Consider the following 24,108-nt stretch of genomic DNA (forward strand, 5'->3'; position numbering starts at 1 on the left):
CGGGTTAATCTGGGTTCCAAAACCAATGTGCTCCAGCGAATCTTTGCGCTGGGGCACCGGGGACTGGGGTTACGCATACAAGGAGAAGTTACTTTCTGGCAGGCGTTTCAGGTTGAACGCAACCAGTTTCTCAGAGCACGAAAGAACTCTCACCGGCCCGAAATAGTTGGTGCGAAAGGGGGGACTCGAACCCCCACGGTTTTACCCGCCAGATCCTAAGTCTGGTGCGTCTGCCAATTCCGCCACTTTCGCAAGGTAAAGCAGGACTGCCAGGAAAATTGTAGCATCCGGTTTCGCGTGGAATTGAAGAAGAAAGGGGCGGTCGCTGGGACCGCCCCTTCGCACTAGTTCACGTTGAGTTTGAAGGTTGCCGAGTGCGTGGTCGGACTCGACGTTGCCTTCATGGTGATGGTGTAGGAGCCCGGAGGCGTCCCCGGTGTGGTGGTGTGCGAACTGCCGCCGCCACCGCAACTGACGATGGCCAGCAGTACCGGCACCGCAATCATCGTGCCGAGCATGGCCAGCGCTTTGCGGCGCCGCTTGCTCGATCCCATTCCAGCCAGCACCAGACCCATCCCGCCCAACGGCAGCCACAGCCCGAACATGCCGGGCCGGACGCCGGTGGTGATCGCCGCCGTGGTGGAAACCTTCATGGTGACGGTGGTTGTGGTGTTCGCGCCCGGCGTGATGCTGGCGGGCGTAAAGGCGCAGGACGATTTGTCCGGCAGCCCCGTGCAGGAGAACGTGATCGTCCCGGTGAAGCCGTCAGGCGTATTGACTGTGAAATCTTCCGACGCCGACAGGCCTGCGGTGACTGTGATGTCCGTCAGCGCCGCTTGAAACGCGAAGTCCTGCACGGTAAATGCGAGGCCGTTGCTGGCCGTGCTGTTCACCGTGACCACTACGTTGCCAGTCGTAGCGCCTGCAGGAACGGTGGTTGTGAGCGAGGTATCGCTCCATGTGGTTACAGTCGCGGCCGTGCCGTTGAATTTCACCGTGCTCGCGCCCTGAGCAGGGCCGAAGCTGGTACCGGTGATGGTGACCGCCGTCCCGGCGGGTCCCAAATTCGTGCTCAGGCTGGTGATGGCCGGTGGCACGAACGTGAAAAGGACGCCATTCGAAGCAATCCCATTGATCGTAACCACCACATTGCCGGTGCTTACGCCATTTGGAACCGGAACCACAATCGAGGTAGAACTCCAGGTTGTCGGCGCGGCAGTTGTCCCGTTGAACTTCACGGTGTTCGATCCTTGCGTGTTGCCGAAATTTGTCCCTGTGATCGTGACTGGTAAGCCTACGGTTCCAGAATTGGGATTGACGCTGGTGATGTGAGGCGTCAGGGTAAACAACACGCCGTTGCTGGCCACACCGCCAACTGTCACCACAACATTCCCATTCGCCGCCCCAACGGGTACGGGGACCACGATGGAAGTGTCGCTCCAGGTGGTGGGAGTCGCGGCCGTCCCGTTGAAGGTGACTGTGTCCGCGGTGGCGCCGAAATTCTTGCCGGAGATTGTTACCGGCGTTCCGACGTCTCCCGAAAGCGGAGAGAGCGTAGTGATCCGAGGTGCGGTCGCGGCCTTGACGGCTTGGAAGGCCATGACGATGCCGACCCCCGAATTGCGATCGGTACCTGCTCCCATGATGTCAATCGCGCTGTTCGTCATGAACCCGGCGATCTCGTTGCTCGTAAGAGTCGGGTCCAACGACTTCACGAGTCCCGCGATCGCAGCGGCATGAGGCGCAGCTGCCGAAGTACCGTAGAAGGGATTTGGGAAACCACCTGCGCCTGTAACCGCGACGCCGTCGGCAGCAGTAAATTCAGGCTTCGCCAGGACTACGCCACCCGTGGAAGTAAAATTTCCCGGAGTAATTGGTGTTCCATCGCCCTGGAAAAAAATGTGCCGCGGGCCATCGGAACTGAATGGCTCAATGATGTTAGTCCCATCGAATGGGTTGGGCCACGGACCGGTCGGGCACACCAGCGGGTTACCGCAGATCGGCAAATGCGCCGGGGTAGCAGCCACCGCAAAGGCTCCGGTAGATCCTGCGTGCCCAGCGATTGCTCCCTGTGTGGTCACCGCCAAGGAAGCCCCGAACCCGACCATGTGAAAGAACCTGGCGGCGGCGGCAGTGGCTTTAAAAACAACGATGCGGTCGCCAGCGTTTGCCCCGCTCAACCCCTCAATTGGGTCTTGCGTTCCATCCTGAAGGTCAGTGGAAAAGTCCAGTACGGTGGTGCCGGTCGAATTGAAGCGAAAAAGATCATAGTCGTTATTGGAACCACCGAGCGGATCCGCCCAGTGCAATATGATCGGACCACCCGCAAACGTGATTGCGTCGTACGCTGTCGTTCCGAACTTCGCAACGGTTCCACCGGTGAGGTGCGAGTTGGCCCCGCCGTCCACAAAGTCTCCTTCGAACGTGCCGGACTCGCCGCCGTCCTTATTGAATTCGTTCCCCGCCGAAGAAAAATACATTGCGCCATCCGCCGTTACATCGTTGATCGCCTGACTGACCACTCCACCGTCGAAGGTCGAAACGATGCTTGGATCCTGCCCATCCTGAAATGGTGTCTCGACGAAATAGATGACGTCGTCCACGATGATGTCGCACCCGGCCGTACGCAGATCGCGGATGTTTTGCGCAAAGCTCTCAATGGAAGTGAAGGCAGTCGCGAAATAGAGATTGGCGCCCGGGGCCAGGTCATGAATGATCTCCATCATGGCTGTGCCTTCGTCGCAAGTTGGCGAATTGTCGGCAATACAGGCAGCCACGCCATCATCTAGAACAGTGACGCAAGGTGGCCCGGCAGGACAGGTTGGAGGCAAATCACCTAGGGCTTGGCTCGCTGCGAGGTTGGCGACCCCATCTGACAGGACACCGATCTTCACTCCCGTTCCAGCGACCCCGAACGTCCCACACGCATCATTCACTCGATGAGTGTCGTAACCTTCAGAAAACTGACTTCCCTGTCCGCCGGGGCAGACTATTCCCCCCTGAATGTTGGCGAGCTGGGCCGACAGCTGCTCCCGCACTCTATTGGCACGTTGAACAAAACCTGGGGACCTCCCACGGCTCATACGCTGCACGAGATCTGTCCGTTCCCCGACAGTCATCGCTTCACTCCTCGGCGATATGAACTTGACCTCCGGCAAACCGGCAACCGCTTCCAGTTGGTACGGTGAAACAAACGCACGAATACTCCGGTAGTTCGGTTCGGAGCGAATAATCCGGACTCCTAATTCACGAAGCTTCTGCAACAGGTTGTCGCTAACGACGGCCTTGATATCCACAAACAGATTGTTTTGCTCATCCAGTTCAAGGTTCGTGTAGAGGACAGGGATCCCCGGCGCGGCGGCCTCTCCACGAAGCATCCTTGCGGTATATATCAGGCGGGAACTGATCTTCTTCTGAATAGGAGTGCGGGACTGCTTTTCCTGCTCGAGTGTTTCAATCTGTTGCATCGCGGAGGAGCTAAGGCCGCCGGTATTTGCTGAGTCGGCGCGGGGAGTTGCTTCAGCCGAATTCGGCGGCACGGAGGGCTGGAACCTGTGGGTCTTCGGAATGGCCCCACCGCCCTGCGCGCCTGTCTGAGAAACTGCGGGAATCGCGCATGTGAGTAAAAAGAGAAATACAACAACCGTTGATCCGATAACTCGAAATGCCTTCATGGGACGCCTCGTCGTAGTAACTCTAACGTCTGACTAGCAAGTTCTCGTTATTCTCGACCGCAACTCACAATCGCCCACGCAATCGAGCGAGAAGGTTTGTCTGCTGCGGAGCATACCGTCGAAAAGATCTGTCTCGAATTTGTGAGGCCTATGGAAAGAGTGGGGGAATTCCTGAACAAAACCCTGGGGCGCGAGAGTCCGCAACCAACACACAGTCTGGGTTCCTAACTTTCGTCAGCCCGTCTCGACAGTCTTGAGCAAACCGTCATAGGCTGATTACTTCAGTAGGCATGATACGAAAGAGACAGGCCAGTGGCAACAGGCAAACATTGTTCGGTCCGGCTCATGGCTCTTCACACGTACAATGCTCTACAAGTAGGCCGCCGGTTCTGCCAAGTCGACGGCTTTCTTTCTTCATTCTTGAGGGACCTATGCGCCGCCACTTCCTCGTGCTAACTCTCTTGCTCTTGACCTCTGGCCTGGCTCTAGCCCAGGACCGCTCTTACGGCCGTTCCATGGTTGTCACGAGTGGCGGAATCGCGGCCACCAGCCAGTATCTGGCCTCGCAAGCAGGAGCCGACATACTCCGGCGGGGCGGTTCTGCCATTGACGCAGCGATTGCCGCGAATGCAGTCCTCGGCGTGACTGAGCCGATGATGAACGGAATCGGCGGGGACCTCTTCCTCATTTATTGGGACGCCAAGACTGGTAAGGTCTATGGCCTGAACGCCAGCGGGTGGGCTCCACGCCAGCTTTCCATCGACTTCCTGAAGAAGAAGGGCCTGCTTTCCATGCCCGAGGAGGGGATTCACAGCGTGACCGTCCCCGGCGCGGTGGATGGATGGAGCAACGCCCACAAACGCTTCGGGCGTCTCCCGTGGAAAGATCTGTTCGGCCCCGCGATTTTCTATGCTGAACATGGTTATGCGGTTCCGGAGGTAGTTCATGATTACTGGGGAGGCGCGCTTGATCAACTCAAAGAAACTCCGGAAGCGACTCGCCTCTTTTTGCCCCAAGGCAAAGTCCCCGAGGTTGGCGAAACTTTTAGGAATCCCGATCTAGCGAAGACGCTCACACTGATCGCCAACCAGGGCCGCGACGCTTTTTATCGTGGAGAGATCGCCCAAGCCATTCTCAAGAGTTCTTCGGCGCTTGGTGGAACCATGCAGGCCGATGACCTCGCTGAATTTTCTTCGGAGTGGGTGGAACCGATTTCAATCGACTATCGCGGCTGGAAAGTCTACGAACTGCCTCCTAACGGACAAGGGATGGCCGCGCTGGAAATGCTGAACATCATGGGCACGTTCACTCCCGACCAAGCTGGTCCGCAGGGAGCGTCCGAACTCCATAAGAAAATTGAAGCGATGAAGCTCGCCTATACCGATCTTTACCGTTACAACGCCGACCCGAAATTCGCCAAAGTACCCGTTCCGGGGCTGCTCTCGAAAACCTATACCGCAGAACGCGCCGCTTCGATTCGTGCCGACAAGGCGACTTGTACGACTTCCAGCGGGAGCCCGGCACGCAGCGACACCACTTACCTGGCGGTGGTCGACAAGGATGGAAACATCGCTTCCGTTATTCAGAGTCTCTACGAAGCGTTCGGTTCGGGAGTGGCAGTCAACGGAATGGGGTTCATTCTGCAAAATCGTGGCGGATTGTTTACCCTCGATGCGAATCATCCCAATGCGCTCGCGCCCCGTAAGCGGCCATTCCACACGATTATTCCCGCCTTCATGGAACGCGGCGACACGCACATCGGGTTCGGCATCATGGGCGGAGCCAATCAACCGCTGGCGCACGCGCAGTTCGTGTCTAACGTTGTCGACTATGGAATGAATATCCAGGCAGCACTCGAAGCGCCCCGGTTCACAATCGCCGGAACCGCGGAGCCGATCGGCTGCCGTTTGCTGATCGAATCGCGAGTGAATGCTGATGTAGTCGACGAATTGCGCAAGAAGGGCCACAACATTACTGTGCGCAAAGAATATTCGACAACCATGGGACGTGGACAGGTCGTGCTGCACAATTCCACAACCGGCAAGAACTTTGGAGCATCCGATCCACGCGCAGACGGAGTCGCCGAGCCCGAGCCGATCTCGCCGCACTAAAGCGATCAGTCGGCTTGCTGTTCGCCGCCTTTGGCAACTTTCTGGTAACCTCACCAGAACAGTCAGCATCTCATTCATCCATGGGCAAGCAGCGACGAGTCGTGATCACCGGTATGGGCGTCGTTAGCCCCAATGGCATCGGACGACCAGCCTTCACGGAAGCCGTCCTCGAAGGACGGAGCGGCGTTCGCCGCATCACCCGTTTCGATCCCAGCGAACTCAACGTACAGATTGCCGGCGAAGTAGTCGGCTTCGACGAGCTTGCCTGGATGGATAAGAAAGAGCGTCGGAACGTGTCGCGAGTGCTCCCACTCGCGATCGCGGCCGCCAGTGAGGCTTTCGCCAGTTCCGGACTTGACCCTGCTCAACTGTCGGTCGAAGAACTTCGCCGCTTCGGAGTGATTATTGGATCGGGCGGCGGCTCACAGGAATTTACCGAGCAGCAATACGAATTGTTCTTTCACGACAAGCATCGCCAGATGAGCGTCCATTGTGTTCCGACCACCGTGATGGGAACGCTCGCAAGCGATCTCAGCATCCGCTTCGGCATGCGCGGGCCGAGTCACGTCGTCACAACTGGCTGCACGTCTTCCACAGACGCGCTCAACTACGCCACGCAGCACATTCGCCTTGGCCGCGCGGACTACGTCCTGAGCGGCGGCGCCGATTCTCCGATCGCGCTCGGCATTCTCAAGGGATTCATCCTGATGAAGATCATGACGAGTTCGTGGAATCACGCGCCCGAAAAGGGTTCGCGCCCTTTCTCGGTGGACCGCGACGGATTCGTCGTTGCCGAAGGCTCGTGGATGTATGTTCTCGAAGAGTACGAGCACGCGAAAGCTCGCGGCGCACAGATGCTGGCGGAGATCGTGGGCTATGGATCAACCTGCGAAGCATTTCATCGCGTTCGCCTGCAGGAGTGCGGCGAGGAGCCGGCCCGCGCCATCGGACTTGCCATGCAGCAAGCGGGCGTCGGCCCGCAGGACATCAATTATGTGAATCTGCACGGCACTTCGACGGACCTCAACGATCGCATCGAAACCCGAGCGCTGAAACTTGCTCTCGGTGATGAGCGCGCGCACCAGGTTCCGATGTCAGCGCTGAAATCGCAGATCGGACATCCGCAGGGTGCATGCGGCGCCGCTGGGGTTGCCGCCACGATCATCGCGATGCAGACCGGGCAAATTCCGCCAACGCTCAACCTCGTCACACCCGATCCCATGTGCGACTTGGACTATGTGCCCCAACCCGGCCGCCGCGTCGCGATCGAACATGCCGTGTGCAACTGCATCGCATTCGGCAGCAAGAATTCCGCCCTGGTCCTGCGCCGCGCAGGATAGCCAAGCCCCCTCCGACAGCATTCCCCTGCGCCCTCCATTGACTCAAACAACGGCACGGCCTACCATTACGACTCTCTTAACCATGATCGGCCAAACTATCTCTCACTACCGCATCCTGACCAAGCTTGGGGGTGGAGGCATGGGAGTGGTTTACGAAGCAGAAGATCTCAAGCTCGGCCGCCACGTCGCACTCAAGTTTCTTCCACCGGAATTTTCCGGCGATCCGCAGGCCTTGGAGCGTTTTCAGCGGGAAGCCCGCGCAGCATCGGCGCTCAATCATCCTCACATCTGCACGATTTACGAGATCGACGACCATGACAGCCAGCCCTTCCTGTGCATGGAATACCTGGAGGGTGAGACCCTCAAGCATTTAATTAACAATCGCCCGGTAGAGATTGATAAAGCATTATCGATTGCGGTACAGATTGCCGAAGGCTTGACCGCCGCCCATGCTAAGGGCATTGTCCATCGCGACATCAAGCCGGCCAATATTTTCATCACGACATCAGGGCAGGTAAAGATTCTCGACTTCGGATTGGCCAAACAGACCGAGCAGACCGGCAGCACGGGGTCGTCACCGACACTCTCGCAAAAGCAACTCACCAGCCCCGGCACCAGCATCGGAACCGTGGCCTACATGTCGCCTGAACAGGCGCGCGGCAAAGAGCTGGACGCTCGCACGGATCTGTTTTCTTTCGGCGCTGTCCTCTATGAGATGGTCACCGGCTTCGTGCCCTTCCGGGGCACCGGCACCGCTGAGATTTTCGACGGACTATTGAATCGCGATCCCACGCCGCCGGTTCGTCTGAATCCTGCAACGCCGAACGATCTCGAGCGCATCATCTCCAAAGCGTTGGAGAAAGATCGCGACGTCCGTTACCAGCACGCGTCGGAAATGCGGGCGGACCTGAAACGTCTGATGCGCGACACCGAGTCCGGCCGAATCCCTTCCGCCGGTCCATCCTCGGCGGCTACGCGAAGCTCGCTGATGAAATGGGGCATCGCAGCCCTGGCGCTGGTGGTGATCGGTGGCGCCACTTACTTTGCATATACCAGTTCCCGTTCGGAGAACTCGCACGAAGCGGTTTCGGAGCACCCGCATGAGGCTCCTGCCAAAGCGGGAGTTCGTACCGTCGCGGTCCTTCCCTTCCGCTCCCTTTCAGGAGACACGGCTGACGAAGCATGGGGCATCGGCATGACGGACGCCATCATCACGCGTCTGGCGACTCTGCAAAATCTGGCGGTGCGGCCGACCAGTTCGGTCCTGAAATACGTGAAGACTCCAACTGACCCTTCGCAGGCGGCAGAGGAACTTCAGGTCGATTCAGTGGTCGATGGAACGTATCAACGCGCGGGCGCAGTGATTCGCGTCTCCGTGCAACTGATTGACAAGCAGGACAAGTCGGCGCGCTGGGCGGAACACTATGACTTGCGCGCCAACGACATGCTGAAGTTCCAGGACGATATTTCGAAGAAAGTCGTGGACGGCCTGCAAGTACAGGTTTCCGGTAATGAACAGCAAGCGATGGAAGCACCGATGACCTCATCGCCGCAGGCTTACAACCTGTATCTACAGGCCCGCTTCTTCCGCAACGATTACTTCATGCACACACAGGTGGAGAGCCTGCACAAGGGCCAGCAACTCGCCAAGGACGCGATCGCGAAGGACCCGAAGTTTGCGGAAGCATATGCTCTCCTGGCCACACTGTATGTGATCGAAAGCGCAAATATTTCCGAGAACGCTGCCGAGAATCTCGCGGCCAGCGAAAAAGCGGCGCGGCGGGGATTCGATTTGAAACCGAACTCTCCCGACACTCTAACGGCGCTGGGCGGATCTCTAACCGAGCAAGGCCGCAACCTGGAGGCCTTGAAAGCACTGCGACAGGCCGTGGCGATCGCTCCGAATTCTGAGACCGCATGGGATCTTCTGGGCTATCTCTACCACTACACCGGGCTGCTCGACCTGGCGGAAACCGCCTACGATCGCAGCGTAGACCTGAACCCCACCACCGCGCGCATTCACTGGATGCACGCCCGTATGCATCTGTATCAGGGTCGTCCGGAAGAATCCGAACAAGAATTGCGCAAGCTCCTGGCGGCGAATCCCGATCAGTTCAAGGCCCTCGCGTACTTTGGTGAATTTCAATATTACGAAGGCAAGTACGATGAAGCCGAAAAGAACCTTAATCGAGCCGTGGAACTCAGCCGCGGTAGTGGAGACGATTCCGCTACTATCCTGGCCGCTTTCCTGTACGCGTCGCGTGGCCAACGAGAAAAAATCGATCCCGGAGTCTTCGCCCACAAGCCCGATCGATACGTCGATGGAGACGGTGCCTACTGGCTCGGAGGTGTCTACGCAATGCTAGGCGAGAAAAAGCAGGCTCTGACGTGGCTGCGCCGCGCCGTCGTACTCGGGAACCACAATTATCCCTGGTTCCAGCGCGACAAGAACTACAACAGCCTGCGCAGTGATCCCGAATATCAAAAGATCATGGAAGGTGTGCGCGATCATTTGGAACAGTACCGCAAGGCCGTCGCCGAATAACCCCTACCGCAACATAACAACCCTTTTCTCCCAATGGAAGATTGCAAGATTCTCCGTTCTCCTGATGGACAGCCATAGGGTCCAGATGTACTATCGCCGCTAGTAGTTCACTCCCCCAGCACTGGCAAGACTCCATATGCTGATTGAAAACATCTCCACGGAGGACATTTGCAGATGCGAAAAATACTCACCCTGGCTCTTATCGTTGCGCTAGTCAGCCTCACCGGATTGTTCGGGGCCGCTAACGCCCAAGTCTCTCCCAAACAGAAATTCGCGTCGCCCGCCCCGCATTTCTCCAAGGCGGTCGCATTCGATAGGTCGGCACCCGCCCGGAACATGGCACAAGGCCTCCCACACTTCCCTGAACTCTTCGATGGCGACTTCCGCCCTGAGCGTGGAATCACTCAGCATGACAAAGGATTCTCCGGGGATAGGGCGAGGCAGCTTGCTCGCAAGACCGGCACGGGCCCAAATATTCCCAGCCCACAGCTCACCTTTGAAGGAGTATCCAACCAGGACAACTTCAACATCTTCGGCGGCCTCGTCGCTCCGCCCGATCCGGTTGGCGCGGTTGGTCCCAATCACTACGTCGAGATGGTTAACCTGGCTTTCTCGGTCTACGACAAACAGGGCAACCTGCTGCTCGGACCGGTGGATACGGGAACGCTGTGGGCCGGCTTTTCGGTTCCGGACTGCACCGATCCTTCCGGGGACCCCGTCGTGCTCTACGATCACCTGACCGACCACTGGCTCCTCTCGCAATTCACAACTCGTGGACTGTCCGATCCGTCTCTGCCTTTCTACAATTGCGTCGCGATTTCCGTAACTGGCGATCCGACCGGCGATTACTACCGGTATGCATTCAACACGACACAGGATGGCCTGTTCTATTTCCCCGACTATCCCAAATACGGATCATGGCCCAAGTCTTTCGTTTTGACCTCACGTGACTTCGGTCCGACCGTCGAGTACGGCATCAGCGTGTACGCGCTGGAAAAAGACAAGATGATCGTTGGCGATCCGAATGCGCGCGCGGTGAAGTTCTTCCTGGACTCCAACGTCGTGGGGTTGAACCTGGTCGGTGACGGATTGCTCCCCGGCGACATGGACGGCCATCACCTGCCTGCCTCCAATTCTCCGATTCCTATCATCGGTTCCCAGGACGACGGGGCCGGATATGGCGGAACGTCCGATGCGCTCAACATTTGGGAGATGTCGGTCAAGTGGCGCAAGAACCCAATCGCGTCGATCACGTTCGCCGCGCAGCTCCCGATTGAGCCCTTCGACACTATCTTCCCTTGCGGCGTGGTCGTCGGTTCTCAGCCACCCAGCGCGCGCGACTGCCTCCCTGAACCTGGCGTCACTGACGGCAGCCGTTTTCTGGATATCCTCTCCTACCGGCAGCGTCCGACGTTCCGGGCGGCATTTCGCAAGTTCTCCGGGTACGCCTCGATCGTCACTAACCAATCCGTGGAGGCTGCCCCTGGCATCGCCGGCGTCCGCTGGTGGGAAATTCGCAAGATCGATGGCGAGTATTCCTTGTACCAGGAAGGCACCTATGCGCCAGATGATGGCGTCCATCGGTGGATGGGCAGCATTGCCATGGACCGCAAAGGAAATATGGCTCTTGGATACAGCGTAGTGAACGGCACCGATGTCTGGCCGGGAATCCGCTACACCGGCCGCATGCGGAAGGACCCTCTCGGGGAAATGTCGCTGGGCGAGGGCACGATCATCGACGGCACTGGCGTGCAGCTGACAACCGGCTCCCGCTGGGGTGACTACACATCGATGAACGTTGATCCTTCCGATGACTGCACGTTCTGGTATGTCAACGAGTATTACCAGATCGACGGGATCATCGGCGTCAACACAGCACCGTGGCAAACCAGGATCGGCAGCTTCCGACTGCCGGGCTGCGGCGGCGATTAGTACCTTGGCAGATGGCCAAATCCCTTTCCCTGCACGATACGTTGCGGGGAAAGGGATTTCTTTTTCACGGTAATATCAAACCTCCGTCGCTATGTCGTAGAAACAGTCCCCTCTCAAATACGCTCGCCTTTGCCAAGACCCAGGGCCAGTGAGATTATCTAGCCACTTTTCCCCTTGACGCAAAACTCTCTTGGGCTTTTGATCATCTCAAGGGCTGACTGCATGGCACGATCGACTCCCGTCGCGAATCGCCCCAACGGATACAACGGCAATTCTCTCCCTCCTCACAGCGGCGGCGGCGATAGTGGCCGCAACGATCGCGGCAGCGGCGACAGCATGCCGAATTACGGACAGCGCCTGCGCCGCGCAAGGCAGGCGTTGGCCGTCTTCATGGCGCCGATCTCGATGCTCTTCGTTTCTTTTTCGGCCGTCTATCTCGCCCGCCGCGGCTACATCTCCGACATGTCGGGCGAGATATATCGACATTCATGGGTTCCGGTGCGTCTCCCGTGGAACATCCTGCTTGTGAATACGGTCATTCTGATTCTGAGTACGATCACGATCGAACTCGCACGCCGCGCTATCACGCGCGAATCGGCGCTCGCTCCCATCAAGACGATTCCAGGCGTTTCGCTGGGAGACGAACGCTCGTACCCATGGTTGGGTTTCACCACGCTGCTGGGGATACTCTTTCTTGCAGGTCAGCTGCTTGCGTGGAAACATCTCTCCGCCGGCGGATTCCACATGCTGGGCGGAACCAGCAGTTCCTTCATCTACATGCTCACGGCCATGCATGGACTGCATCTAGCCGTCGGAACAATCGCGCTCGGATTCGCAAACGTCGCCACGCTACAGGGTCGCCCTGTCGAATCGCGTCGCATCCTCGTCGACGTCACCGCCTGGTATTGGCATTGCATGACGGCACTCTGGATTTACATCGTCGTGCTGTTTTCGTTCGCAGCCCGGTGACGGGGATCGTCGTTCGCTGGTCGTTCGTCGCCAGGCTCTGGTCGCCGTGATTTGGGCCTTAGTGGCATCACTTCTCCGCGCGCTCCAGGCACCCTGCCCGGAACGAGCGGCCATCCAGCCGATGCAACCGTTTCGCCTGCGCCCGAGAAATCAATCGCGTGTGTGAAATCGTCAACAGATATTCCGCGACAAACCAGACGGGATCTTCCGATGTCATCCAGTCGAGATGATCGAAACGCTTCATATCGACCGGGCGCGAGAATGTGCGGAGCGTCCGTTCTCCGCGCAGATTGAAGTACACCTCGAAATAACTGAGCGCCAACTCGCGTAACGTCCGATACACCGGCTCGCGATAACGGCATCCCGTGTAGTTCGACTTGGCGACCGATCCCCAGCATCCGTCGACGCGGTAGACGGCAATCACGTGATCCGTATCATGCTCGGCTTCCAGATCCAGCAGCAGCGGCGGAAACCCATTCACTCGCAACGCGGCGGCCGCGAACAGCGCGCCTTCGTAGCAATGCGAAGTGTTCTCGCGCAGGACGCGCCGCGGAGACCACGCCGAGTCCGCGAGATGGTATGGCATGTCATTGAGCAGGCGCTGAATGCCATGCGGAGTTTTCAAGCTGCGCAGCTTGCGCAGCTCGGAGGGAGTAAAAGTACTTGTGACGACGTTCTTTTTCATGTCGCGGAATGGATCGTATCATTCGCAATCGAAAACAGGTTCCCTAATTCGCGAGGATTGTCCACCAGAACATCCGGGGGCACTTCCTCCAGCGTATGCGGAGCAAAGCCGTACCTCACGCCGCACGTCCACAAGCCTGCGTTGCGCCCAGTCAGGACATCAATCGACGAATCGCCAATCATGATTGCCGCAGACGCATCCACTTCCATCTCCCGCAAAATGGTCTGCACGCCGAGGGGATCCGGTTTCTTGGTGGAAAAACTATTGCCGCCATAAATGCGCACGAAGAAATCGCCCATTCCCAACGCCTGCGTGATGTCGCGCGACGGGTTGACAGGCTTGTTGGAGAGTATGGCCATCAGGCGCCGAACGCCATTCGAAGGAGAGGCAAGCAAGTTCAGTGTTTCCGGAATTCCGGCGTACACCGTGGTGTGATCCAGTTTGTGAATGCGGTAATAACTCAAAAAATAGTTGAGAGCCGATTCAAAGGTCGGCTCATGGTCCAGATCGCCCAGCGCACGGCGTACCAGCGCCGGGGCACCGTCGCCCACATAAGATGCGATGAGTTCTCCTGGCAACTCAGGCCGTTCGAAGTGCCTCAACATGGCATTGATCGAGTGGATCAAATCAAGCCGCGAGTCAATCAGGGTTCCATCCAGGTCAAACACCAACAAACGAATAGCCTGGGGATCAAACGTACGCAGGAATCGAATCATGGACAGTTCAGAATAAATGAAAAGGGCAGGTTACAGGTGTCAGGCGCCGGACCTCTTATTTCCGTCACCGATTTCTTTTCTCATTTGTCGCTCCCCATTTACAATAAAATGCGGTTTGACTGCGCGGGGTATAGGACCGAAATGGCTACGACAAAAGTCGATCCCAAGCTCAACGACAGCGATGTCAAGAAGAAATCCAAAACCTACCAGGGCATTACCGGCCGTCAACTGATCGACTGGTACCGCGTGATGTACACGTCGCGCCGCGTGGACGACCGCGAGATCCTCCTGAAGCGCCAGCAAAAAGTTTTCTTTCAGATTTCAGGCGCTGGCCACGAGGCAATCGGAGTCGCGGCCGCGCTCGCCCTCAAGAGCAACTACGACTGGTTCTTCCCTTATTACCGCGATCGAGCTCTCTGCCTGGCGTTGGGTGCGACTCCTTACGAAATGCTGTTGGGAGCAGTGGGCGCCGCCGACGATCCCAGTTCTGGTGGACGTCAGATGCCGTCCCACTGGGCTTTCAAGCGACTGAATGTGGTGACACAATCCTCGGCAACCGGAACCCAGATTCTGCATGCCGTGGGATGCTCAGAAGCGGGGCGCTACTTTAGCCGGCGCCCGAATGCTGCGCGCAAAGCGGATGGAGACTACCGGCAGTTTAAAGACATCCAGTTTCAGGGCGATGAGATCACCTACGTTTCGCTGGGCGATGGCACGACCAGTGAAGGCGAGTTCTGGGAAGCGCTGAACACGGCGTCCAACCGCCGCCTGCCGGTTTTGTTCTGCGTCGAAGACAACGGATATGCGATTTCAGTCCCCGTCGAAGTGCAGACTTCGGGTGGAAATATTTCGCGTCTGGTTTCCAACTTTCCAAATTTTCATTTTGAAGAGATTGACGGCACCGACCCGATCGTCGCCTATGCGGCCTTAAAACGCGCTGCCGACTATTGCCGTGCCGGACACGGTCCTGCATTCGTGCACGCACATGTGATTCGTCCTTATTCCCACTCACTGTCGGACGACGAGCGGCTCTACCGTCCAGACAGCGAGCGCCAGCGGGATGCGGCTCGCGATCCGATTTCTTGCCTGCAAATGTTCCTGCTGCGGGAAGGGATTCTCGACGAAAAGTCGATCAACAAGATTGAAAAGGAAGTAGACGAAGAAGTACAGGCAGCCGCTGACCAGGCACTGGCCGCTGCGATCCCGCAGCCGGATTCAATTTACAACTTCGTTTATTCGCCGGACCTTGATCCCACGTCAGCGGCTTTCTCCACGCAGCCGGGCTTTGCTTCCAGCGAGGCGGGCAGCGACGGCAAGAAGTCCGCAGCCTCCCAACCGAAGACGATGGCCGACCTGATCAACGCCACGTTGCGCGACGAAATGCGGCGCGATGAGCGTGTCCTGATCTTCGGCGAAGATGTGGCTGACGCCAGCCGCGAAGAATATCTCAAACAGAAGTTGATCAAGGGCAAGGGCGGTGTGTTCAAGCTGACCTCCGGCCTGCAGATCGAATTCGGAGCCGACCGCGTATTCAATTCCCCGCTGGCCGAAGCCAACATCGTGGGACGCGCCACGGGAATGGCAGTCCGCGGACTGAAGCCGGTCGTCGAGATTCAATTCTTCGACTACATCTGGCCGGCGATGATGCAGCTGCGCGACGAATTGCCGATCGTCCGCTGGAGATCGAACAATGCATTTTCCGCGCCCGCAGTCATCCGCGTTGCCATTGGCGGATATCTGACGGGCGGAGCAATCTATCACTCCCAGTGCGGCGAGAGCATCTTCACGCACACCCCGGGAATGCGAGTCGTCTTCCCATCCAACGCGCTGGATGCGGCCGGCCTGCTGCGCACCGCGATCCGTTGCGACGATCCGGTCCTGTTTCTCGAGCACAAACGCCTCTATCGCGAAACCTACGGACGCGCGCCCTATCCTGGCCCGGACTACATGGTTCCGTTCGGTAAAGCGAAGACGGTCCAGGCGGGAACGGATTTGACGGTCATCACCTACGGAGCAGTCGTTCCGCGCGCGTTACAAGCGGCGCAGAAGCTGGAACGTGAGCATCAGATCAGCGTAGAACTGATCGACCTGCGCACGCTAAGCCCGTTCGACTGGGACGCAATCGCCGCTTCGGTTAAGAAGACTAATCGCGCACTCATCGCTTACGAGGATTCCCTCAGCTGGGGATACGGCGCGGAAATCGCGGCCCGTATCGCCGACCAGCTCTTCCATCATCTTGACGCGCCCGTAAAACGCATCGCCGCGACCGACACGTTTGTCGCCTATCAGCCGATCCTCGAAGATGCGATCCTGCCGCAGGTAAGCGATTTGTTCCGTGCTATGAAGGAGTTAGCGGAGTTTTGAGGGTTGGGCCGAAAAGGCCTAAAGTTTGCACCCAGTTGTGCCGATATAACGGAAATGGACCTTTCCGCCATCGCTCTTCAGGGATTGCAGCAGGCCGACGTACAACTGGAAAAGGCCGCCGCCCGGATCGCCAGCGCGGCCACCCTGTCTGCCGACGGAAGCAACGTCGATGCCGTCGATCTCAGCGCAGAAATAGTTGCACTCCTGTCAGCCAAGAATCAGTTTTCGGTGGAACTCGCGACCCTGAAAGTTGCCGCCCAGGTTCAGAAAAACTCCATCGACCTGATTGCCTGAAATCGTCTGGTCGTCCTTGCTCTGAAACCTATCTTGATTTCTTCGGCGCACGAGTCCCGCCTGAGCCCTTACCAAAATTGAAGCCGTAGGGACCGCCGCCGAAGCAGACCAGCGCGAAAGCAATCGTCACCAACGCCAGCGGAAATTCGTATCCGCCTTGCGCAGTGAATCCATTTTTCCAATGAACCTTCACGATGGCGACCGCCATTTCGATCAGAAACGCGAACGCGGCGAAGCGCGTGCACAGACCGAGGACAATCACAATGCCACCCACAAATTCGGTCGCCGCTGAGAGATAGGCCAACCATGCAGGGATTCCCAGAGCACCGATGAACTGCTGGTGCCCGTGAAATCCACCAAAGACTTTCTTGTATCCATGCGCGATCATGATCGCGCCCAGCGCAAGACGCATCACCAGCAACGCGAACGGCTGCAATCGATTGAGAGAGTTCAAAACTACCTCCAGAGTTGGGAACAAATAAGGTAGCAGAAGGCGAGGGTCAGGTGTCAGGTGTCAGGTCTTAGGAAAACCGACACTCTCGGGGTGTGCGATCGCCCCCTTGCAAAACGACAAGCCCGAGCGATCGGTCCTACGATTTTCCTGACACCTAAAACCTAAGACCTGACACCTGCTCCACTACCACTCTGAGTACACGGTCCCATCACTGGCGACGCGACTCGAACCGCTGTGGACGCCAAAGATGCCGGGGTCGGTTTGCTCCAGCGACATGATGGAATCGTCTTCGTCTGGAACCCAGGTGTCTTCGCGTCCGGTGATGTCATCGGGAATAGTCCGGATATATCCGGCCTGCTTGAGGTCTTGCAGTGAAGTGGGCGCCTTGTGCTTGTCCAGCGTGTACTGGACAATCGAGTCGTTGAGTGTCCGCAGGTTCTGCCGCAGGTTGTCTTCGCGCGCGCGATTGATACTGGCGCTGTAATTCGGTATCGCAATCGCCAGCAGGATCAGGATGATGGTCATCACCACCATCATCTCCAGCAGCGTAACGCCGCGCTCCCCTTGCTTCGGCAGTAATCGTATTTCCACGTTAGTGCGTCCAGGTTGAATAAACGGTCCCATCCGTCGCGGTGTCATTCGAACCGCTATGCACGGACCCAATGCCGGGTTCGTCCGGATTCCAGGCGTGCTGCGGATCTTCCGGCTCCGTCACCCAGGTGTCGGGGCGTCCTGTGATGTCCTCGGGAATGTACTTCAGATACCCGGCCTGAACCACGTCATCGAGAGTCTGCGGGGCTTTCTTCTTGTCGAGCGAATACGTTTCGACCACCTTGTTGAGCGTCGCCACATTCGAGTGCAGTTTGGCTTCTCTTGCACGCACTATCGCTCCGCTAAACATCGGCAACGCAATCGACATCAGGATGAGCATCAGGGCGATGACCACCACCATCTCGATCAGCGTAAAACCGCGCGCATGAGTTCTGGGTGTGATCTTCATCTACCAGTCCTTATATTTCGTGTCATCCAATGCCGTGCCCTGTGACTTGCTGTAGACGTCAAACACATTCTGACCTCCCCATGAATCGGAGGTCGGATCGTCTTGCGTAGAACGCATGCCCCATTCCGGCTTGCCAGTCATGGGATCAATCGGGATCTTGCGCAAGAACTTTAGCTTCTTGCCGCCGACATCGACTCCCGTGACCAGGGTTTCAAGGTCCGGCGGATACTGGTCGCTTCCGACTTTGGTTTGAAATGCGCCCCGGGCAGCGGCGTCGTAGTAACGGTCAATCGCGTCCCGCAACATCCACAAGTCCGCGTGCAACTCGCGTTCGCGCTCCCGCTGAACCGAGGCCCGAAACAATGGAACCGCCATGCCCGTCAGGATCAGCAGAATCGCAGTTGCAACGATCAACTCGATCAGCGTGAAGCCACGCTGCAGACGGGCATCGCGAACAACCGATTTATGCCGATGAGGGAATGAAGTCATCGCCGAACTCGCATGGATCGACATCGTATTTAGCCAAACAGTTTCCCGGCAAGGCAGAGACCAGGGAACACAAGTTCGCTGCGATCGCTCATTGCACCGTAACGGCAGCCTGCGCTCCACTCATCGCAATGGCTTGCATCGCAGGATCGCGTGCACCACCCCGCGTGATGGTCAATTGAGACTGTCCGGGCGCCTTGGCCATGAAGGTCAGCGTCACCACCGCGCCTTGACCCGAGACTCCGCCCGCCCCCGGTGGCCGGGTCGCCGTGACCTGCAACGTTCCCGTCGATGGATCGTCGCGATGGACGAGCGCGACCGCTTGTCCGTCTTGCGACAGGAACCCGCCGTTCGAAACGTTCACCACCTGCAACTGGTTGGCGTCGTAGTTGAGCTGAAGCGGAACGGAATACACGTTTTGCCCGCCCGACACCATCACATTCACCGTAAATGTGGCGCCTTTCGCTTGCGTCAACAGGGGCGGATCAAACAGGAATGAGCCCGCCGCTCCAGTTTCGGTAGAAGGCGTCTGTTGTGCCGGGGGCGCAGCCTGAGCGGTTGGCGCAGGAGCCTGCTGCATTGGTTGTTGCTGCGCCGGAGCACTGGGTGCTGGCGCTGGCACTGGCGCTGGCGATGCCACAGGCGCGGCCGGCTTGCTGCCACTGCGACGCAACTCCAAAGCATTCGCCGTTCCCACATCGAGCATGTCGAGGTTGGAACGCGATGCCTCCGGTCCGCGAATGATATGCGGGATCAGCACAAACACGATCTCGTTCTCGCGATGCTCGGTATTGGTCTGAGAAAAGAAATACTTCAGCAGGGGGATGTTCGCCAGTCCCGGAATCCCGCTCAACGACTTTGTCTGTTGATCTTCCAGGATGCCGCCCAGCAGGTTGACTTCGCCGTCCTTGAGCCGAATTTCGTGTTCGATCTTGCGCTGACCGATGACCGGCTGGTCGATGCCGCCAATGTTCACTCGCGACGTTACGGCGGAAATATCAAGCGACATTTTCAACGTGACTTCCCGGCCCGCATGCACGCGCGGAGTGATGTCGATATTCACGCCGACGTCGAGGTACTGAAACTGTGTATTGACCAGCGGATTGACGCCAACGCCGCCGATGCCCGGCTGGAACGAACCAGTTGCGACTGGGACGCGGTCGCCAATCTTCAACGTTGCCTTCTGCCCGTCCAATGCTCGAATCTGCGGATTCTGAATGAGTTTGGTGTTGCTGTCGCTCAGCAACGCCGTAGCCGTGGCCGCTGGAATCGTGACCTGAAAATCAGTCGCATCCAGGTTAGCCAGCCGGTTTAAGTTAATCCCATTCGACGAACTGCTGCTCGTGCCCGTACCGGTCCCGGTACCGGTGCCCGTGTTGGTACTGATGTTGGGTTGCAACTGCACCGTGGCGCTGGTCGGCGGACTGATGCCGAGATTGTGCATCTTGTCGCGACTGACTTGCATGACCGCGACTTCCACCACCACTTCCGGTTTCGCCTTGTCGAGATCGTCAACGAGTTTCTGCGCCAACGCCATCTGGTCGGGAGTTCCGCGAACCACGATTGCGCCTTGCGAAGGCAACTGCTGAATACGGCTCACCTCGAGGATGGTGCGCATCGCATTGACGACGTCCTGCAACTCGGTGGGCTGGGAAAGATTCGATAAGTAAAAAGTTTTGATTACGTTTTGTTCCAGCTCTTTCCGCTTGGCAGGATTGTCTTGCGCTACAAATATCGTGTTGGGCGTTACGGGACGCCAGAAAGTCTTGGTTTCGAACGAGACGACCTCGAGCGCATCTTCCAGCGTGACACCATTCAATTCAATGCGCACACGGCGTCCGGTGTAATCGGGATCAAACAGGACGTTGATGCCGGCCAGCTTCCCGATCGTCTCGTAAATCACCTTCGTATCTTCCGTGAGTTTTAGAGTGATCGGAACGTTCGCTATCGGAGTAAGTTCTACTGGCCCCTGGGCGGAATCCAGGCGGCGACGCAAAGCACTCGCTCCCGCCGACGCCTGCGGCTGGGGCCCCTGCGACTCGCGGAGCATCTGCTGGGTTCGGCGAAGTTCTTGTTGCGCGATGAAAGATGAAGGGTCGATCTCAGCTGCCCTTTGAAACTCGGCCAGAGCTTCCTCAAGCTTGCCTGCGTCCCGCATCACTTGCCCGCGGTGCACGTGCGATGCGGCAGACAGGAACTTCGTACGCTCATAGGACGCGCGGTATTTCAGGTCTTTCGGCTTGAGGTTGTAGGCTTGCTTGTAGAAGTCGTAAGCCTGTTCGTAATTCTGGCGGGCTTCCGCGTCGGAACCTTTTTCATACAGCGTCTTGGCCTGGTCGGCATAGGTGACGAGGCTGACGCACAGAAGCGTTACGAACAGAGCCGGACGTATGAGGCGTGTCATTGAAAACGGTCCTCTGTAAAATCTTTCTCGCGGGTGACTACCGCCGCTCGTTGGGCTCCCAGCGGCGAGGAGCGGACTGGTGCTCCAGACGGCCGTCACGCGTGAAAAATACCGGAAAATCGGATTATAGCATCGCCTCAACTTAGTCCCGAAGTGATTGGTACGTCGATGTTTACACTCATTGGTCCCTGTCCTTTCAGGTACGGGTCGCCGGTCTTGAATCCAACGTCACAGGTCGCGCGTCTCAGATGTGAGGAAACCCGGGCTTCGGCATCGGAAACGGGTTGGCTTTTCCTGTCATCTAAGACCTGTGACCTGAGACCGAAAACTGATTCTCTGATACTTTCTTTTCAGTAGTATGACTCGACAGAACACTCATCAAACGCGTCCCACCCCAGAGAAAAATCCCCGCCGCGAGCCCACCGCGTCTGGGGATCGCGATGCCGCTGTCAACAGGAACGCTAGCCACAACTATTTCTTGCTCGACAAATTTGAGGCAGGAATGGTTCTTACTGGCACCGAAGTCAAGGCCATCCGCGATGGCATGGCTAATTTGAAAGACTCCTACGGCCTGATCAAGGACAACGAACTCTGGTTGCTGAACTGCCACATCAACCCATACGAACACGGCAGTTACACCAACCACGCGGCCACGCGCACTCGCAAACTGCTGGTTCATTCAGAAGAGATCAAGAAGCTGATTGGGAAGACCCAGCAGAAGGGTCTAACCCTGATTCCCACTCGCATGTACTTCAAGAACGGCCGCGTGAAAATCGAACTGGCTCTGGCTCGCGGAAAACAGCAGTGGGACAAGCGTGAAACCGAACGCCGCCGAACGGCTGACAAAGAGGCGCGGGAAGCCATTGTACGAAGCCGGAAGAGCTGACTAGGCCCACTGTTTTCGCCTGTACTGTGAAAACAATTGCGACGTTGCCGCACCTCTAAGTCACTCCAATTTCCAGTCCAACTCTTGTTATCAATACTTTCAAGATATCCCTCGCAGGGTGCTGATTTTGCGTGCTATTTGGGCGGAAGCGATGTATATACTACAAACGCTAGTAGGTGGTCTCCCCGCACCCCGTGCAGCGCTAGATGAACAAAGCAATCTCACCCCCAGCATTTTTCAACTCGGAGCGCACTATGAAGAAGAGGTTCTGCCAGGCCCATTGTGCGGTGCTCTGTCTCACCGCGATGTTGTTCCTAGTTGTATCGACCCTAGCCGTCGCTCAAGCCAGCAAGGTTCAGGTGTACAAAGAACTGAAACACGACACTTCGTTGCCCTTGTCGGAACTGGTGCGCATGACGCCTGAACAGGCGAATCCGTTTTCGCCGCGAGTTCTCGATATCCTGCCGACCGGTCACGATGCACCTGCCAATTTCACGCAAGCTCCGGATGCGGCCCTGCAGGATCAAGTACTTCCTCCTGTTTCCGCAACCGTAGGCCTGAATTTTGAGGGTTTGGGACTCGGCACCCCTGGTTTCGGGATCTGCTGTGCACCGCCTGACACCAACGGAGCGGTGGGCGCGACTCAATATGTGCAGTGGGTCAATCTCTCCTTCGCGGTTTACAACAAGGCGACCGGTGCCAAGGTGGCTGGACCAACTCCCGGCAACGCTCTCTGGGCCGGTTTTGGCGGCACATGTCAGACGGCGAACAGCGGCGATCCGATTGTGCAGTACGACAAGATCGCAAATCGCTGGGTTCTGACTCAGTTCCAGGTCAATTCCCAACCTTTCCTGCAGTGCGTTGCTGTATCGACTACTTCGGATGCGACCGGAACCTATAACCGCTACTCATTTTCCTTCGCCAACCAGTTCAACGACTATCCGAAGATGGGTGTATGGCCTGACGCGTACTACATCTCGTTCAACAACTTTCTGAACGGCCAGACTTTCACCGGCCCGAATGCTTGCGCGATGGATCGCAGTGCGATGCTGGCAGGTACGGCGGCTACGATTCAGTGCTTCCAGCAAGGCCCCTCCTTCAGCACCTTGTTGCCTTCCGACATGGACGGCACGATACAGCCGACCGCTGGCGAACCTGGCTTCTTCGTCGACTTCGGAGCGAATCGTCTCAACCTCTGGAAGTTCCACGTGGACTTCGCTCACCCCGCAAATTCCACCTTCACAGGTCCAGCCGCTCTGACAGTGGCCAACTTCACCGCCGGCTGCAACCGCACGTGCGTACCGCAGCCTGGAACCACTAACCGGTTGGATATGCTCGGCGATCGCATGATGTATCGTCTGGCTTATCGCAAATTTGCTGATGGTCACGAGTCACTGGTGACCAGCCACACCATCACCACTGGCTATCGCTGGTACGAACTGCGCGATCCCAACGGCACGCCCACGGTGTTCCAGCAGGGCACGTTCGCACCCGACGCCAGCACTCGCTGGATGGGTAGCATTGCCATGGATCAGAGCGGCAACATTGGCATGGGATACACGCTGGGAAGCGCCACTATCTTCCCGTCCGTGTTCTTCACTGGACGCGTTCCCTCCGACGCTGCTGGCACGATGGAAACCGAGCAGGTTATCGTCAACGGAGCGGGTTCACAGACCAGCCCAACCCGTTGGGGTGACTACAGCGCCATGACGGTGGACCCCGCTGACGACTGCACTTTCTGGTACACGCAGGAATACAGCGCGGTCACCGGCAGCTTCTCCTGGAATACCCGCATCGCCAACTTCAAGTTCAACGGTTGCGGTGGCGGGGGCGGCGGTCCGCAGGTCTCTCTCACTCCGGCGTTGTTGAAGTGGGGCAAAATCTTCGTGGGCGTGAAGAGCGGTGCTAAAACCGTTACCCTCACCAACGTTGGAAATGCCACACTCAACATCAGCAGCATCACCACCAGCGGCGACTTTGCGCAGAAGATCGTTGCCAAGTCTTGTAAAGCTACGGTTGCCCCCGGTGCCAGCTGCTTGATCAAGGTGACTTTCACCCCAACTCAACTTGGAGTGCGTACCGGAACGTTGTCTGTCAACGACGATGCTCCCAACACACCCCAAACCGTCAGCCTGACGGGACAGGGCAAGTAGAAGTTAGATCGGAAACAGGGGCGGGATTCCGGTCCCGCCCCTCCCCTTCCTGGCACGAAGCCAGGTACAAAGTCTGCTACTCGATTCTGCTTTAC

17 protein-coding genes and 1 tRNA gene are annotated in these 24,108 nt (G+C 57.6%); 9 read left to right on the forward strand and 9 right to left on the reverse strand.

Translation table 11 applies throughout. From position 1 onward, the window contains the following. Positions 1–167 precede the first annotated feature (167 nt). A tRNA-Leu gene (locus HY010_00760) sits at positions 168–252 on the reverse strand. Positions 253–344: 92 nt separating this feature from the next. Then, entirely contained in the window at positions 345–3,674 is a 3,330-nt protein-coding gene (locus HY010_00765; protein MBI3474237.1) for an IPT/TIG domain-containing protein, read from the reverse strand. A 431-nt stretch (positions 3,675–4,105) separates the two neighbouring features. On the opposite strand from HY010_00765, the gene ggt reads away from it, so the two are divergent. The 5 genes from ggt (at position 4,106) to HY010_00790 (ending at position 12,571) form a co-directional block, all read left to right on the forward strand. Beyond that, complete coding sequence (gene ggt / locus HY010_00770) at positions 4,106–5,785, forward strand: gamma-glutamyltransferase (protein ID MBI3474238.1); 1,680 nt, start codon at positions 4,106–4,108, stop codon at positions 5,783–5,785. An 80-nt stretch (positions 5,786–5,865) separates the two neighbouring features. Continuing rightward, the gene (locus HY010_00775; GenBank protein ID MBI3474239.1) at positions 5,866–7,125 is read left to right on the forward strand and encodes a beta-ketoacyl-[acyl-carrier-protein] synthase family protein; all 1,260 of its coding nucleotides are present in this window, start codon (positions 5,866–5,868) and stop codon (positions 7,123–7,125) included. Positions 7,126–7,207: 82 nt separating this feature from the next. After that, positions 7,208–9,670, forward strand: a complete 2,463-nt coding sequence (locus HY010_00780; GenBank protein ID MBI3474240.1) for a protein kinase — start codon at positions 7,208–7,210, stop codon at positions 9,668–9,670. A 174-nt stretch (positions 9,671–9,844) separates the two neighbouring features. After that, positions 9,845–11,602, forward strand: coding sequence for a hypothetical protein (locus tag HY010_00785; protein ID MBI3474241.1), 1,758 nt, complete (start codon positions 9,845–9,847; stop codon positions 11,600–11,602). Between the two features lie 222 nt (positions 11,603–11,824). Then, positions 11,825–12,571: a cytochrome c oxidase subunit 3 gene (locus HY010_00790; GenBank protein MBI3474242.1), complete on the forward strand. Its 747-nt coding sequence runs from the start codon at positions 11,825–11,827 to the stop codon at positions 12,569–12,571. 67 nt (positions 12,572–12,638) lie between these two features. Here HY010_00790 and HY010_00795 read toward each other — a convergent pair whose 3' ends face one another. Both HY010_00795 and HY010_00800 read right to left on the reverse strand, forming a co-directional pair. Beyond that, entirely contained in the window at positions 12,639–13,214 is a 576-nt protein-coding gene (locus HY010_00795) for a hypothetical protein (GenBank protein ID MBI3474243.1), read from the reverse strand. Between the two features lie 38 nt (positions 13,215–13,252). Continuing rightward, entirely contained in the window at positions 13,253–13,972 is a 720-nt protein-coding gene (locus HY010_00800) for an HAD-IA family hydrolase (protein ID MBI3474244.1), read from the reverse strand. 141 nt (positions 13,973–14,113) lie between these two features. Between HY010_00800 and HY010_00805 the strand changes: the two genes are divergently transcribed. Further along, the gene (locus tag HY010_00805; GenBank protein MBI3474245.1) at positions 14,114–16,336 is read left to right on the forward strand and encodes a dehydrogenase E1 component subunit alpha/beta; all 2,223 of its coding nucleotides are present in this window, start codon (positions 14,114–14,116) and stop codon (positions 16,334–16,336) included. A 54-nt stretch (positions 16,337–16,390) separates the two neighbouring features. Then, a complete protein-coding gene (locus tag HY010_00810) occupies positions 16,391–16,630 on the forward strand; it encodes a hypothetical protein (GenBank protein MBI3474246.1) in 240 nt (79 codons plus the stop codon). A 28-nt stretch (positions 16,631–16,658) separates the two neighbouring features. Here HY010_00810 and HY010_00815 read toward each other — a convergent pair whose 3' ends face one another. From HY010_00815 to HY010_00835, 5 genes are all read right to left on the reverse strand, one after another. Beyond that, positions 16,659–17,042: a DoxX family protein gene (locus HY010_00815; GenBank protein ID MBI3474247.1), complete on the reverse strand. Its 384-nt coding sequence runs from the start codon at positions 17,040–17,042 to the stop codon at positions 16,659–16,661. 225 nt (positions 17,043–17,267) lie between these two features. Beyond that, the gene (locus HY010_00820; protein ID MBI3474248.1) at positions 17,268–17,708 is read right to left on the reverse strand and encodes a prepilin-type N-terminal cleavage/methylation domain-containing protein; all 441 of its coding nucleotides are present in this window, start codon (positions 17,706–17,708) and stop codon (positions 17,268–17,270) included. Continuing rightward, on the reverse strand, positions 17,677–18,084 hold the full coding sequence (locus tag HY010_00825) for a type II secretion system protein (GenBank protein MBI3474249.1): 408 nt from the start codon (positions 18,082–18,084) through the stop codon (positions 17,677–17,679). Before HY010_00825 ends, HY010_00820 begins: the two co-directional genes overlap by 32 nt. After that, a complete protein-coding gene (locus HY010_00830; GenBank protein ID MBI3474250.1) occupies positions 18,085–18,573 on the reverse strand; it encodes a type II secretion system protein in 489 nt (162 codons plus the stop codon). A gap of 88 nt (positions 18,574–18,661) precedes the next feature. Further along, positions 18,662–20,974: a type II and III secretion system protein gene (locus HY010_00835; GenBank protein MBI3474251.1), complete on the reverse strand. Its 2,313-nt coding sequence runs from the start codon at positions 20,972–20,974 to the stop codon at positions 18,662–18,664. Between the two features lie 358 nt (positions 20,975–21,332). On the opposite strand from HY010_00835, the gene smpB reads away from it, so the two are divergent. Together smpB and HY010_00845 are read left to right on the forward strand one after the other, a co-directional pair. Then, positions 21,333–21,860 carry an SsrA-binding protein SmpB gene (smpB, locus tag HY010_00840; protein ID MBI3474252.1) on the forward strand — a complete coding sequence of 176 codons (528 nt, stop codon included), beginning with the start codon at positions 21,333–21,335 and terminating at the stop codon, positions 21,858–21,860. A 254-nt stretch (positions 21,861–22,114) separates the two neighbouring features. Continuing rightward, positions 22,115–24,013, forward strand: coding sequence for a choice-of-anchor D domain-containing protein (locus HY010_00845; GenBank protein ID MBI3474253.1), 1,899 nt, complete (start codon positions 22,115–22,117; stop codon positions 24,011–24,013). The last annotated feature ends 95 nt before the right edge of the window (positions 24,014–24,108 follow it).

The sequence above is a fragment of the Acidobacteriota bacterium genome, from assembly GCA_016196065.1.
In the GTDB taxonomy this organism is placed as follows: Bacteria; Acidobacteriota; Terriglobia; order Terriglobales; family Acidobacteriaceae; genus Acidiflorens.